Here is a 14,376-nt window from a genome sequence, read left to right on the forward strand (position 1 = left end):
CCCTTCTGGGGGTGCTGAGGAGCGGAGCTTTTCGCGGATCAGGGCTGCGCGTGTTTGAGCGAAGCGAGTTTCGCGCGGACCCCGCGAAAAGTGAGCACCGCAAGTTGCCCGTAGCGAAGCGAAGGGACGCCCACAGCAGGGTCGCCTTTTCTTTGCCTACTTTCTTTTGGCGAAGCAAAAGAAAGTAGGTCGCCCGCCGGGGCGAGACCCGGCCCCCACCCCCAAAACAATAGTCACCTTCCAAGATAAACCTCAATCACCCGCTCATCCGCCTGAACCTCATCCAAGGTCCCTTGAGCCAACACAGCCCCATCACACAACACAGTAACGATCTCAGAAATAGTCCGAATAAAGCTCATGTCATGCTCAACAACCATCAACGAGTGCTTCCCCTTCAACGAAAGAAACAACTCCGCAGTCCGAGCAGTCTCCTCATCCGTCATCCCCGCAACCGGCTCATCCAGCAGCAGCAACTTGGGGTCCTGCATCAGCAGCATCCCAATCTCCAGCCACTGCTTCTGCCCATGACTCAAATTCCCCGCCAACCGCAACACACTGCCGTCAAGATGAATCGTATGGAGCACTTCGGCCAGCCGATCGCACTGCTCCGAATCCAGCCTGAACAGCATCGAAGCCTTCACACCCTTGTCGGTCTTCAACGCCAGTTCAAGGTTCTCGAACACGGTGAGATGCTCGAAGACAGTAGGCTTCTGAAACTTCCGCCCAATGCCAAGTTGCGCAATCTCCGCTTCCTTGTGCCGAAGCAGATCGATCGTGCTGCCAAAGAAAACCGTCCCCTCATCAGGCCGCGTCTTGCCCGTGATGATGTCCATCATCGTCGTCTTCCCCGCGCCATTCGGCCCGATGATGCAGCGCAGTTCGCCCGGCGCGATGTCGAGCGACAGCTTGTTGATGGCCTTGAACCCGTCGAAGCTCACGCTCACGTCTTCGAGGTACAGGATGCGCCCGTGCGTCGTGTCGACTTCGCCCGCCGTCATGTGCCTGCCGTAGCCGGCCGCACGTCCACCCGACTCGGTCTGCAACGCATGGTCAAAGGCCATGTGCCTGGCGACACGCTCAGCGCCGGCGTCCATCAGATCGGGGGTCATGCCCGTGCTCCCTTCGGTTCGACTGCGAGAGGCGGAGTCAGCGCCGCAGGCTCGACACCATGCTCCGCCGCCACGGCTCGCTGTGCCTCGCGCCGGCCTTCGCTCGGTGCCGCTTCTTCGCGCGGCGCCTTTTCCCGCGACGCCCACTTCTTCACCAGCCCGACGATGCCGTTCGGCAGGAACAGCGTGACGGCAATGAACAGGGCACCGAGGAAGTACAGCCAATATTCCGGATAGGCAACAGTGAGCCAACTCTTCGCGCCATTGACGATGAAGGCGCCAATGATCGGTCCGATCAGCGTCGCACGCCCGCCGACTGCCGCCCACACGGCGATCTCGATCGAGTTGGCCGGGCTCATCTCGCCGGGGTTGATGATGCCGACCTGCGGCACGTACAGCGCGCCGGCCACACCGCACATCACGGCGGAGATCACCCAGATCGTGAGCTTGTAGCCGAGCGGGTTGTAGCCCGAGAACATCACGCGTGATTCCGCGTCCCGGATGGCCTGCAACACGCGGCCGAACTTGCTGCCGATCAACCACTTCGAGAACAGGAAGAAGCCCAGCAGCGTGAGTCCGGTCAGCGCAAACAGCGTCATGCGCATTTCCTGCGTCGCCATCGGGATGCCGAGGATGCGCTTGAAATCCGTGAAGCCGTTGTTGCCGCCGAAGCCGGTCTCGTTGCGGAAGAAGAGCAGCATGGCCGCGTAGGTCATGGCCTGCGTGATGATCGAGAAATACACGCCCTTGATGCGCGAACGGAACGCAAAGAAGCCGAACACGAAAGCGATCACGCCAGGCACCGCGACAATCAGGATCAGCGTCGCGATGAAACTGTCGCTGAAGGTCCAGTGCCAGGGCAGCGTCTTCCAGTCGAGAAAGACCATGAAGTCCGGCAAGTCGCTCTTGTAGTTGCCGTCGCGGCCGATCTGCCGCATGAGGTACATGCCCATCATGTAGCCGCCGAGCGCGAAGAACATGCCGTGCCCGAGCGACAGGATGCCGGTGTAGCCCCAGATGAGATCCATCGCCAGCGCGCAGATCGCATAGCACATGATCTTGCCGACCAGCGCCACCGCATAGTCGCTCATGTGCAGCGCGCTGCCGGTGGGCACCATGATGTTGAGCACCGGCGCCAGCGCGCACACGACGATCAGCGCGACGAAGAAGGCTGTCCAGCCCTTACCGCTGAGCAGCGGACCTTTGGACGGTAGTTCGACTTTGCTCATGCCTCTGCACTCCGACCCTTCATGGCGAAGATTCCTTGAGGCCGCTTCTGGATGAAGATGATGATGAAGACGAGCACTGCAATCTTCGCAAGCACTGCGCCGGCCCAGCCTTCGATGAATTTGTTCAGGATGCCGAGACCCATGGCCGCGTAGACGGTACCGGCGAGCTGGCCGACGCCGCCCATCACGACCACCATGAACGAATCGACGATGTAGCTCTGCCCGAGATCAGGACCCACGTTGCCGATCTGCGAGAGCGCGCATCCCGCCAACCCGGCGATGCCGGAACCGAGCGCGAATGCGTAGGTGTCGATGCGCGCCGTGTTCACGCCCATGCACGAGGCGATGGGACGGTTCTGCGTCACGCCCCGCACGAAAAGACCGAGGCGTGTGCGGCCGATGAGCCAACCCATCGCCAGCAACACGAGGCCCGCGAAGATGATGATGCAGATGCGGTTCCACGGCAGCGTGACGTTGCTGAGCATCGTGAAGCCACCGCTCATCCAGGCCGGGTTTTCGACGCCGACGTTCTGCGCGCCGAAGATCGAACGCACCAGTTGCTGCAGCATCAGGCTGATCCCCCAGGTGGCGAGCAGCGTCTCCAGCGGCCGGCCATAGAGGAAGCGGATCACACCGCGTTCGAGCACCGCACCGACCAGCGCCGAGGCCAGGAAGGCGACAGGAATCGCGGCGACCAGGTACCAGCCGAAGGCCGATTCAGGAAAGTAGCGTTGAAAGATGCCCTGCATCACGTAGGTCGCATAGGCCCCGATCATCATCAGCTCGCCGTGGGCCATGTTGATGACGCCCATCAGCCCGTAGGTGATCGCAAGCCCGAGTGCGGCGAGCAGCAGCACCGAGCCCAGGCTGATGCCGCTGAAGATGGCATTGATGCGGTCGCCCCAGACAAGCGAACCGTCGATGCTGCTGATCGAGGCCCCGATGGCGGCCTTGACGTCCGCCTCCGTCTCGTCGGCAAGGCGCTGATTGAGCAGAAGCTTGGTGTCCGGGCTGCGGCTTTCACCGAGCTCTTTCGCAGCGGCCAGGCGCTTGCCCTTGTCGGTGCTGTTCAGCATGCTCGCTGCGCGCACCAGTTCGAGCTGTGCCTTGATCTTCGGATTCGTCTCCGCGGCCAGCGCTTTCTCGACCATCGGCAAGCGCGACTCGTCAGGCTCCTTGAAGAGTGCCTGCGCGGCCTCGGCGCGCACCGCATCGTCCTTGCTCGTGAGCTTGAGCGCCGCCTGCGCGGCATCGAACGCCCCGCGCATCATGTTGTTGTTGACCACGTCCTCGGCATCGTCCGGCAGCTTGAGCTCCGCACCGGTGACCGGGTCGTAGGCCTTGTCGTCCTTGATGACGAAGACCTTGTTCTCAGTGAATTTGACAGCATCGTCCGACATCGCCTGGATGAACGCAGCAGTCTTCTCATCGGCGGTAAGGACAGCCTGATTGAGCGCAGCAATACGAGCTTCCGTATCGCCGGAGGCAATCGCCTTGGCCTCATCGCCAGTCAGCGCGTAGCCCGGAAAAGCAGCAGTCAGCAAAACCGCCGCCAGCCAAAAGTAGATAGAGCGCATAAAACAGTGCACGGCGTTCCCATTTCCAGAAACACCGCGGATCCGGCTTTGCCGGTCCGCTGGTGTTGCCCCCTGAAAGGGGGTGGGCGGCTACACGAAGTGAGCCAACCTGGGGGTTAGAGAGATTTCCCGGCCGGGTAGTCAGGCTTCTTGTCGTTGCCTTCGATGTACGGGCTCCAAGGCTTCGCCTTGACCGGGCCCGGCGTCTTCCACACCACATTGAACTGGCCGTCGGCCTTGATTTCGCCGATGAACACGCTCTTGTGCAGGTGGTGGTTCTTCTCGTCCATCTTCGAGACGATGCCCGACGGTGCAGTGAAGGTCTGGCCGGCCATCGCGGCGATCACCTTGTCGGTGTCGGTGCTCTTCGCCTTCTCGACCGCTTGCTTCCACATGTGGATGCCGATCCACGTGGCTTCCATCGGGTCATTGGTCAGCGGCTTGTCCTTGTGGCCGGCGATGTTGTGCGCCTTGGCGTAGTCGCTCCACTGCTTGATGAACGCCGTGTTGGTCGGGTTCTTGATGCTCATGAAGTAGTTCCACGCAGCCAGGTGGCCGACCAGCGGCTTGGTGTCGACGCCGCGCAGTTCTTCCTCGCCCACGGAGAAGGCAACCACCGGCACGTCCTTGGCCTTCAGGCCGGCGTTGCCGAGTTCCTTGTAGAAGGGCACGTTGGAGTCGCCGTTGATGGTCGACACGACGGCCGTCTTGCCGCCGGCCGAGAATTTCTTGATGTCGGCAACGATGGTCTGGTAGTCGCTGTGGCCGAAAGGCGTGTACTTCTCGTCGATGTCCTTGTCGGCCACGCCCTTGCTCTTCAGGTAGGCGCGCAGGATCTTGTTGGTCGTGCGGGGATAGACGTAGTCGGTGCCCAGCAGCACCCAGCGCTTGGCGCCGCCGCCTTCCTTGCTCATCAGGTAGTCGACGGCGGGGATGGCTTGCTGGTTGGGCGCGGCACCTGTGTAGAACACGTTCTTGCTGAGCTCTTCACCTTCGTACTGCACGGGGTAGAACAGCAGGCCGTTCATTTCCTCGACCACCGGCAGCACCGACTTGCGCGAGACCGAGGTCCAGCAGCCGAAGATCACGGCGACCTTGTCCTGACCGAGCAGTTGCTTGGTCTTCTCGGCGAAGAGCGGCCAGTTGGAAGCCGGATCGACCACCACGGGCTCGAGCTTCTTGCCCAGCACGCCGCCCTTGGCGTTGATGTCGTCGATGGCCATGAGCACCGTGTCCTTCAACACGGTTTCAGAAATCGCCATGGTGCCGGAGAGCGAGTGCAGCACGCCGACCTTGATGGTGTCCTGCGCGAATGCGGGCACGGCAGACAAACTCGCCAAAGCGACGGCGGCGGTGAGTGCCTTGAGGGTGAAACGACGTTGCATGATGACTTCCTTCTCCTGGTGTGTGAACGATGGAGAGGAGTCTGCGGAAGAGGTCGCGAGCCGGAAATACGCCGGGTGGCGTACAGGATGTTGCTCAGGCGAGCAGCGCTGCGTGGTGTCGCTTCAGGTGTTTCTTCACCAGCACCAGCAAGGCCTTGGCCTGCGCTGCACATTCCACCACCATGTCTGAAGTGACGACGTCACCCGTGTAGTCGTTCGAATTGCGCTTGCGACGCAGCGCATCGAGCACGACCCAAGCGTCGCGGGCAAGGCCAAGGGTTAGCGGCAACGATTGAATCAGCGTCGAATGGTGTCCAGGTTCGCTGGTCGAAGGTCGATATCCGGAGGCCGTCATGGCGGCCAGTGCGCACTGCATCACGGCTTTGTACGCGGCATCGAACCGCGTTTCGTCGCTGATCTCGGTCACGGCCGCATCGGCAATGTTCCGCTCGGCAGCCACCAACAGCTTCTTGATCTCAAGCGCGGTTGCGACGTGCGCCTTGAGCCTCCCGATGCTCAACAAGTTTTGCAAAGTCATTCTCATCCCCCTTGATCCATATCTTCGGGCTTGCGGCGACGCCGGCCGCAAAGCCCTGCTCTTCCTTCAGCTTCTTTGCAAAGTCCGCGACGCTCATGGGCGTGGGATTTACTTCCCGCCCCAGAATGGATTGCGCTTCACCCAGAGCGATCGCAGCATCGGCAAAGCCAGCGCTTCCAAGAATCATCACGTCGACATCGCTGCGCGCGCTTTCATTTCCCGCGGCGACCGAGCCATAGACGAACGCCAGGGAGACCGTCTCGCCAAGGGGCGACAACGCGTCGCGCAACACATCGGCAACGCCGGCCGTCTTGCGCAGCAGTCCAGTCAGCTCCTGGAAGACCGGACTTTGAACGTTGGCTTGGTAATGCACCTGGCGACCGACTTCGGTCCGCAACAGTATTCCGGCATCGCTCAACCCTCGAAGGTCCCGGTGGAGCGAACCTGGGGAAGCGCCAGTCACACGGGCAAGTTCGCGCACGTGCATGGTCTGCTCCGGATGGAGCAGCAACGCCGCCATCACGCGCGTACGTGTCTGACCCAGAAGATATTCAGCGACGCCCATCTTGTTCTCAAAATTGCTTCAAATGTAGCAATTTTGAGAACGCAATGAAAGCGATTTTGAGAATCCGATAACTGCAATGTTGCTTACGCAAAAAAGGCGCGCGCGTAGTTGATTGGGGCATGGTCCGCCAACTCGCGCAGCAGCACGGAGCCCGTTTTCCATGCATGCTCCGACGCGTAGCGGGCCCGGCCCTGGGCGCGGTCGGCCTCGATCATGGTCGGCGCGGGATCGTCGATGCACTGGCCGTCGACGCAGGTGATGTAAGTCACCGCCCCGGCATGCGCGTAGAAGGACAGCGCAGGCGGCAGTTGCGTCACCACGTCGCAGCCGTCGACCAGCCGCATGATGCTGACGTCCGCAAGCGCGGCCACGAATTCCGCATCGCCTACGCGCGGCGAGCCGAGGGTGACGAGCAATTCGGGCTTCAGCACAGTCGAGATCAACGTCGCGAGTGCGGCGCCGAGGCTGTGCCCGGCGAAGATGAGACGGCTGCGCGGGCTGCCCTCGCCGGCCAGCCAGTCGAGCACTTGCGGCAGCACGCCGCGCGCCGCTTTCGCGAAGCCGGCATGCGCGCGTCCTCCGCTTTCGGTCCAATCGACCTGCTGCGCCTGGAGATTGGTCGCGAGGTGACGGATGTCGTCGGGCTGCGTGCCGCGAAACGCGATGAGCGCGCTGCCATCCCCCGTGTGCAGCGCGCCGAACGCGAAGATGGCCGCGTCGAGAAAAAGGCTTGGCTCCCCGAAGCCCGCTTGTGCCAGCGCGTCAGTCAGACGCTGCAGTTCGGTCGGCGCATGCTCGGCGCGGTAGTACGCGAGCCGCGCAGCTTCGATGGCCCACTGGACAGGCATGTACGCGCGACCCTTCTCGAACAGCGTCTCGTGACGTTCCGGCGAGTAGAGCGCGGTTCGGCTGGCGTCGTAGGGGATGGTCGGCATCAGGTGGGACCTCCGCTCAGCCGAAACTGTCGCGCGGCGAATGCCCACACCAGCTTGGTCGCGTCCGGCCCGGCCGGATCGGTGAAGAGCATGCTGGAGAGGCCACCGCTCCATGCATGACCGAGGCCCGCGATCTCGCACAGCGTGACCACCGTGCGGCCCCGGCGCGCGAAATCCGTGACGCGCATCGGATGGCGTTTGCCGCGCTGCAACACGCGGGTCACGCCGGCCTTGGCACCCGTCGCCATCGCCCAGACGGCCGCGCTGCTCGTGGCGTTGCTCGCGGAGACCACGCCGTCAGCGTCGCCGTGCAGCACGAGCAGAGGCGGTAGCGTGGTGAAGACGGCCGCGGCGCCCATGGCCTTGCCCACCGCTGTGGCCGTGATCGGCGGCACGTGCTGACCGCGCATGGCGCCAAGCGCCGTGACCGGCGATCTGGCAGCGCCCGGCGCGACGCCCGAATGCATTGCAACGGCCTTGAAGCGCGCCGGATAGCGCGTCGCGAGCAAGGCCGCCATGCTCGCACCCGCCGAGAGGCCGGCGATCGCCACGCGTTCGCGGTCCACGGGATAGAGCATTTGCACCTGGTCGACGGCGATCATCAGCGTCGCGGCCTCGGCATCCGCCTTGCCGGATCGGCGGTCGTACCAGTTCCAGCAGCCCTGCGCATTCGCAAGCCGGTCCTGTTCGGGATAGAGCACCATGAAGTGCTCGCGCGCGGCCAGTTGGTTCATGCGGGTGCTCACGGCAAAGTCGCGCCCGGTCTGGCCACAGCCGTGCAGCATGACCATCAGCGGCACCTTGTCGCCCGGCGGCAGGCCGGGCGGGCGATAGAGGTGATAGCGACGCGCGCCCGCCGGACCCAAGGCCACGCCCGGCAGCCAGTCGCCCTGCCCGGGAGGCGGCTTGAGTTGCTTCACGGCCGCACGCTGGACCTGGTTCGCAATGCGCTTGCTACTGCTGAGGGTCGCCTTGGTGAGCGCCTTCAAATTGCGCTGGTAGGCGCGCGTGAGCGGGGAAAGTGAGCGGCGGGACATCGATAGGCGGAGAGCGATCGGGACACGGTAGCAGCTTCGACCGCTGCGATCTACCGGACGATCGCCCTATCGCGGCCCGCGCGGGGCCGGATCAGTACGCCTCGGGCACGTACATGCTGGCCGGCACGGGATGCCGCAGGTAGTCCTCGTTGCGAACGCGGGCAGGCAGCGTCACCGGCGGGTGCTCGACATCGTGGTACGGCAACTGGCCAAGCAGATGGGTGATGCAGTTCAACCGGGCCTTTTTCTTGTCGACCGCCTGGACGACCCACCAGGGCGCTTCGGGGATGTGCGTGCGCTCGAGCATCGTCTCCTTGGTCTTGGTGTATTCCTCCCAGCGACGGCGCGATTCAAGGTCCATGGGGCTCAGCTTCCACTGCTTGAGCGGGTCATGGATGCGGCCGAGAAAACGCATGTGCTGCTCTTCGTCGGTGATCGAGAACCAGTACTTGATCAGCTTGATGCCGGAGCGCACAAGCATCCTCTCGAAGTCGGGCACGGTACGGAAGAACTCCTCGTACTCGTCGTCGGTACAGAAGCCCATCACGCGCTCGACGCCGGCGCGGTTGTACCAGCTGCGGTCGAAGAGCACCATCTCGCCCGCCGCGGGCAGATGCGCCACGTAGCGTTGAAAGTACCACTGGGTGCGCTCGCGATCGTTGGGTGCCGGCAGCGCCGCCACGCGTGCCACCCGCGGATTGAGCCGCTGCGTGATGCGCTTGATGACGCCGCCCTTGCCCGCCGCGTCGCGGCCTTCGAACAGGATCACGACCTTCTGCTTGCTGTGTTGCACCCAGTCCTGCAGCTTCACGAGTTCGCCCTGCAGGCGGAACAGCTCCTTGAAGTAGGCCTGCCGGCCCGCCTTGTCGGTGATCCTGCCCGTTTCGAGCTCTTCGAGGCTGCGGTCTTCGAGTTCGAGTTCGATCTCCTCGTCGTAGCTGTCGACCAGGTCGCGCGCGATGCGCTGCATCAGGTCTTCATGGTCTTTCAGGGTGTCGGGAAGCGTCATGGTCGTCTCTCGGACAGGAAAAACAGCATCGTGGGCCCGACGAATGACCGTCCTGTGACAGAAAGTGAGCAAACGCAACTGCCGTCACGAGACTGACATGTCGCGGGAGGAGCATCCGGCGACTCATCACGACACGCCAAACACCATGAGCTCGATTTCCACCGCGCCATCGCTTGGCACCTCGCCGCCCCCGTCCGGCCGCCCGCACCTGGATTCGAAACCCGGGCCGGCCACGCTGGTCATCTTCATCGGCCTGCTGGCTGTCGGGCTGCTCTACATGGCCTGGAGCCTGGTGGAAGACGTGAGCGCTACGGGCACACGGGTCACGACCTACGTCCCGTTCATCCTGCTCGGCGTGGCGCTGCTGATCGCGCTCGGCTTCGAATTCGTCACTGCTCGCGCTGCGGGCGCTCGTGAAGAACAAGGCGCTGTACGAGGAGCCCAAGGGCAACAAGCCGCCGCCGTGGTGGATTCGAGGCCTGCTGGTGCTGACTTGCACAGGCGTGTCCTTTGCCCATGGATCGAACGACGGCCAGAAGGGCATGGGGCTGATCATGCTGATCCTGGTCGGCACCGTGCCGATGGCCTATGCATTGAACCGCGCGATGCCCGCTGACGAGATGGTCCAGTTCGTCGCCGTCGCGGAAGTGGCACAGAACGCGCTCAACCGGAGCGCGCCGGCCGCGCAGCCGTTGCCGAACGATCAGGCGCGCGACGCCGTTTCCACCTTCATCCGAACGCGGGATTTCAACGCCAACGTCGTGCCGTCCATTGCGGTGCTCAGAGGCAGCATCGGCGCGCAGGTCAAGGCGCACGGATCGATCGCCGGTGTCCCTGCCGAGGCCGTCGGCAACGTGCGCAACGACATGTACCTTGCTTCCGAAGCCATCCGCTTGATCGAGAAAAACCCCGCGGCAGGACTGGACGAGGACGCAAAGGCCAAGGTCAATGCTTTCCGCAGGGAGATCGACGATGCGACCAAGTTCATCCCGCTGTGGGTCAAGGTGGTGGTGGCGATTGCGCTGGGCCTCGGCACGATGGTCGGCTGGAAGAGGATCGTCATCACGGTGGGGGAAAAGATAGGCAAGACCCATCTGACCTACGCCCAGGGCGCCTCCGCCGAACTGGTGGCGATGGTCACGATCGGCGCGGCGGACATGTATGGCCTCCCGGTGTCGACCACGCACGTGCTGTCCTCCGGCGTGGCGGGCACCATGGCGGCCAACCGCTCGGGGCTGCAGTGGTCGACGCTGCGCAACCTCGCGCTGGCCTGGGTTCTCACGCTGCCGGCTGCCATCCTGCTGTCGGGCTCGCTCTACTGGCTCTTCACCCATTTGTTCTGACCTTTCTGACATTTCCCGACCTTGGCACTTCTTCAGGATTGGACGACCGGCGCCTACGGCAGCGATGAAGCCGGCTTGATCTGCGGCTATCTCTTCGACGCGGCCGCTTCAACGCCGGCTCGCGCCGTGAACTCGGTACAAGCAGCGCAATGGCTGACTGACCACCCAGCCGACGCAGACGCCCCGCCCGGCGGCGCCTACATGTGGCTGCACTTCAATCTCAGCCACGCACAGGCCGAGCGCTGGCTGGCGCGGCACGCCGGGCTCTCTGACGTCTTCTTCGAGACGCTGAAGGAAGGACTGCACTCCACGCGCATCGAGCGCGCGGACGATTTGCTGATCGCCGTCATCAACGACGTGCATTTCGATTTCAGCTTCGAGCCGTCGGACATCTCGACGCTCTGGATCAGCGTAGGCCCGCGCCTGGTCGTCACGGCCCGCGCCCAGCCGCTGCGTTCGGTCGATGCGCTGCGAACCGCGGTCAAGGCCGGCGACGCACCGCGCTCGACCACCGAATTGCTCGAACACCTGCTGCGCGCGCAGGCCGATGTGCTGGTGAACGTCGTGCGCGGCGTGACGACGCGCATCGACGCGATCGAGGACGAACTGCTCACCGGCCGGCTCGTCCACAAGCGCGCCCAACTCGGCATGCTTCGAAGGGTGCTGGTGCGGCTGCAAAGGCTGCTCGCACCGGAGCCGGCGGCGCTGTTTCGCCTCCTGCAGAATCCGCCCGCCTGGATCGACGACTCGGACGCACAGGAACTCAGCGGTGCCACGGAAGAGTTCTCGGTGGTGCTGCGCGACATGGCCGCACTGCAGGAGCGCATCAAACTGCTGCAGGAAGAAATCGCGGACAACGTGAACGAGGACAACAACCGCAGTCTCTTCGTGCTCACGGTGGTGACGGTGCTGGCATTGCCCATCAACATCCTGGCCGGGTTATTCGGCATGAACGTCGGCGGCATCCCGCTGGCCGAGCACAAGCACGGCTTCTGGATCGTGGTCTGCATCGTCGTCACCTTCACGGCTGCGGCGGCCTGGCTGGCGTTTCGCAAGAAGCGCTGAACGCCCGTCGGCGTTGGCTGCTATCTATTCGATAGCGCATCTCTCAGACGCCATGCGCCCTGCAGGCAACTTCGAGAAAGAATAAGATCGTGGCGTGACTTCCATCCTCAACGCCGACCTGCATTGCCATTCCGTGGTCTCGGATGGCACGCTGACTCCCGAGGAACTCGCGGCACGCGCCGCCGCCAATGGCGTCGAACTCTGGGCGCTGACCGACCACGACGAAATCGGCGGGCAGCACCGCGCCGCCGCCGCCGCCCGAGAGCACGGCATGAAGTACCTCACCGGCACCGAGATCTCGGTGACTTTCGCCGGCGAAACCGTGCACATCGTGGGCCTCGGCTTCGATCCCGATGACGCCGCCATGTCCGAAGGCCTCTACGACACCCGGGGCGGCCGCGGCAAGCGCGCACAGGAGATGTCCGAGGGCCTGGCCAGGGTGGGCATCCATGGCGCTTACGAAGGCGCGCTCAAGTTCGTCGGCAATCCCGAACTGATCTCGCGCACGCACTTCGCCCGCTTCCTGGTGGAGGCTGGCCACTGCCGCGACACCTCGGAGGTCTTCCGCAAGTTCCTCACCGAAGGCAAGCCCGGCTACGTGCCGCATCGCTGGGCCTCGCTGAAGGATGCGGTGCGCTGGATCACCGCCGCCAACGGGCTGGCCGTGATCGCCCACCCGGGCCGCTACAGGTTCACCGCGAACGAGGAGTACGCGTTGTTCGTCGAATTCAAGGCGCACGGCGGTCGCGCGATCGAAGTCGTGACCGGCAGCCACACGCCCGCCGAATACGTCGAATACGCCGACAAGGCGCTGGAATTCGACTTCGCCGCCTCGCGCGGCAGCGACTTCCACAGCCCCGACGAAAGCCATTGCGACCTGGGCAAGCTGCCCTGGCTTCCGGGAAAGCTCACGCCCGTCTGGGAGTTGCTGGAGAACCGTATCCAGTGACGGCGTTGAACAGCGGCGTCGTGGCCGCGAGAAAGACCACCCGCGACATCGAATCCGAGCGCATCCTCGCCGGCATCGGTCTGGTGGTGCTCGCCGTGGCCTGCTTCGCGACGCTGGACACCGCCACCAAGGTGTCGACCGCCGCGGTGCCGATCCTCATGGGGGTGTGGGTCCGCTACGCCTTCCAGGCAGTCGCGACGACGCTTGTGCTGCTGCCGAAGCACGGCACGGCACTGCTGCGCACGCGGCATCCGCGCTATCAGTTGCTGCGCGGCGCATTGCTGCTGGCGTCGAGCACGCTGGCCTTCTTCAGCCTGCGGTACATGCCGCTGGCCGAGTTCACCTCCATCGTGCTGATCGCGCCGCTGGTGATCACGCTGTTGGCGGCCACCACGCTCAAGGAGCACGTCTCGCCGCTGCGCTGGGCCCTGGTGGCAGGCGGATTCACGGGCACGCTCGTGATCCTGCGACCGGGCGGCGATGCCTTCAGCTGGGCGATGCTGCTGCCGATCGGGCTGGTGCTGACCAACGCGTGGTTTCAGGTGCTGACCAGCAAGCTCGCGCAGACCGAGAACCCGCTCACCATGCACTTCTACACCGGCTGGGTCGGCACGCTGCTCGCGTCGTTCGTGGTGCCCTTTGCGTGGGCCGCGCTGCCTTCCTGGCACTGGTGGGCGCTGCTTTGCCTCATGGGCTTCATGGGGACGGTCGGCCACTTCATCCTCATCCTCGCGTACCAGCGCGCGCCGGCATCCACGCTCACGCCCTATCTCTACGCACAGATTGCCTTCGCGATGCTCGGCGGGTGGGTCATGTTCTCGCACGTGCCCGACCATCTCTCGCTGGCCGGCATGGGGATGATCGCCGTCTGTGGCGCCGCCGGCGCATGGCTCACGGTGCGCGAGCGCCGCGTACCGATCGAGCCGGCGGAATCTTGACCGCCGTGTTCACGGCAGAATGTCGCCCTCCCACCCACGCCCGGTCCCATGGCCCAGTTCTTCGAAGTCCATCCTGACAATCCGCAACCGCGCCTGCTCAAGCAGGCTGCTGCCCTGCTCGCGCGCGGCGAGATCGTTGCCGTGCCGACAGATTCCAGCTATGCGTTGGCCTGCCACCTCGACGACAAGGACGCGGTCGACCAGTTGCGGCGCATCCGCCAGGTGGACGAGAAGCATCACCTGACCTTGATCTGCCGCGACCTGAGCGAACTGGCCAACTACGCGCGGGTCGACAACAAGCAATACCGGCTCCTGAAGGCGGCCACGCCCGGCCCCTACACCTTCATCCTCGAAGCCACCAAGGAAGTGCCGCGCCGCGTGAGCCATCCGCAGCGCAAGACCATCGGCCTGCGGATGCCCGACCACAAGGTGCTCTGCGAATTGCTCACGCTCCACGGCGAGCCGTTGCTGGCCACCACGCTCATCCCGCCCGGTGAAAGCCACGCGCTGAACGATGCTGCGCTGATTCGCGAGCGCTTCGAGAAGCAGATCGGCGCAGTGATCGATTCCGGCGCCTGCCCGTCGGAGCCGACCACCGTGGTCGACCTCACGCCGATGGGCACGGGCGGCGATCCGGTGCTGGTGCGCCAGGGCCGCGGATCGCTCGCGGTGCTCGGCCTCTGAGTCGCCCAAGGGA

13 protein-coding genes and 1 pseudogene are annotated in these 14,376 nt (G+C 64.1%); 5 read left to right on the top strand and 9 right to left on the bottom strand.

What is annotated here, in order from left to right; translation table 11 throughout:
* Window positions 1–233: 233 nt before the first annotated feature.
* The 9 genes from urtD to ppk2 form a co-directional block, all read right to left on the bottom strand.
* Window positions 234–1,109, bottom strand: a complete 876-nt coding sequence (gene urtD, locus AC1DN9_RS05805; protein ID WP_478098155.1) for an urea ABC transporter ATP-binding protein UrtD — start codon at window positions 1,107–1,109, stop codon at window positions 234–236.
* The gene (urtC, locus tag AC1DN9_RS05810; RefSeq protein WP_478098157.1) at window positions 1,106–2,338 is read right to left on the bottom strand and encodes an urea ABC transporter permease subunit UrtC; all 1,233 of its coding nucleotides are present in this window, start codon (window positions 2,336–2,338) and stop codon (window positions 1,106–1,108) included. Before urtC ends, urtD begins: the two co-directional genes overlap by 4 nt.
* Window positions 2,335–3,915, bottom strand: coding sequence for an urea ABC transporter permease subunit UrtB (gene urtB, locus AC1DN9_RS05815; RefSeq protein WP_478098158.1), 1,581 nt, complete (start codon window positions 3,913–3,915; stop codon window positions 2,335–2,337). The genes urtC and urtB overlap by 4 nt, the downstream gene beginning before the upstream one ends.
* 116 nt (window positions 3,916–4,031) lie before the next feature.
* Window positions 4,032–5,300, bottom strand: coding sequence for an urea ABC transporter substrate-binding protein (gene urtA / locus AC1DN9_RS05820; RefSeq protein ID WP_478098160.1), 1,269 nt, complete (start codon window positions 5,298–5,300; stop codon window positions 4,032–4,034).
* A gap of 94 nt (window positions 5,301–5,394) precedes the next feature.
* Window positions 5,395–5,838 carry a DNA-binding protein gene (locus AC1DN9_RS05825; RefSeq protein WP_478098162.1) on the bottom strand — a complete coding sequence of 148 codons (444 nt, stop codon included), beginning with the start codon at window positions 5,836–5,838 and terminating at the stop codon, window positions 5,395–5,397.
* Complete coding sequence (locus tag AC1DN9_RS05830) at window positions 5,777–6,403, bottom strand: nucleotidyltransferase domain-containing protein (RefSeq protein WP_478098164.1); 627 nt, start codon at window positions 6,401–6,403, stop codon at window positions 5,777–5,779. The genes AC1DN9_RS05825 and AC1DN9_RS05830 overlap by 62 nt, the downstream gene beginning before the upstream one ends.
* 83 nt (window positions 6,404–6,486) lie before the next feature.
* Entirely contained in the window at window positions 6,487–7,338 is an 852-nt protein-coding gene (locus tag AC1DN9_RS05835) for a lipase family protein (protein ID WP_478098166.1), read from the bottom strand.
* Window positions 7,338–8,375 carry an extracellular catalytic domain type 1 short-chain-length polyhydroxyalkanoate depolymerase gene (locus AC1DN9_RS05840; RefSeq protein WP_478098168.1) on the bottom strand — a complete coding sequence of 346 codons (1,038 nt, stop codon included), beginning with the start codon at window positions 8,373–8,375 and terminating at the stop codon, window positions 7,338–7,340. The genes AC1DN9_RS05835 and AC1DN9_RS05840 overlap by 1 nt, the downstream gene beginning before the upstream one ends.
* Window positions 8,376–8,466: 91 nt before the next feature.
* Window positions 8,467–9,384: a polyphosphate kinase 2 gene (gene ppk2 / locus AC1DN9_RS05845; RefSeq protein ID WP_478098169.1), complete on the bottom strand. Its 918-nt coding sequence runs from the start codon at window positions 9,382–9,384 to the stop codon at window positions 8,467–8,469.
* 392 nt (window positions 9,385–9,776) lie between these two features.
* On the opposite strand from ppk2, the pseudogene AC1DN9_RS05850 reads away from it, so the two are divergent.
* From AC1DN9_RS05850 to AC1DN9_RS05870, 5 genes and pseudogenes are all read left to right on the top strand, one after another.
* Window positions 9,777–10,727 (top strand): annotated as a pseudogene (locus tag AC1DN9_RS05850) (inorganic phosphate transporter); the annotation flags it as partial.
* A gap of 21 nt (window positions 10,728–10,748) precedes the next feature.
* Window positions 10,749–11,792, top strand: a complete 1,044-nt coding sequence (locus AC1DN9_RS05855; protein ID WP_478098170.1) for a transporter — start codon at window positions 10,749–10,751, stop codon at window positions 11,790–11,792.
* 94 nt (window positions 11,793–11,886) lie between these two features.
* Window positions 11,887–12,741: a 3',5'-nucleoside bisphosphate phosphatase gene (locus tag AC1DN9_RS05860; RefSeq protein WP_478098171.1), complete on the top strand. Its 855-nt coding sequence runs from the start codon at window positions 11,887–11,889 to the stop codon at window positions 12,739–12,741.
* 5 nt (window positions 12,742–12,746) lie between these two features.
* Window positions 12,747–13,679: a DMT family transporter gene (locus AC1DN9_RS05865; RefSeq protein WP_478098705.1), complete on the top strand. Its 933-nt coding sequence runs from the start codon at window positions 12,747–12,749 to the stop codon at window positions 13,677–13,679.
* A 48-nt stretch (window positions 13,680–13,727) separates the two neighbouring features.
* On the top strand, window positions 13,728–14,363 hold the full coding sequence (locus tag AC1DN9_RS05870; RefSeq protein ID WP_478098173.1) for an L-threonylcarbamoyladenylate synthase: 636 nt from the start codon (window positions 13,728–13,730) through the stop codon (window positions 14,361–14,363).
* Window positions 14,364–14,376 lie beyond the last annotated feature (13 nt).

The organism is Variovorax sp. 05L425, from assembly GCF_056397705.1.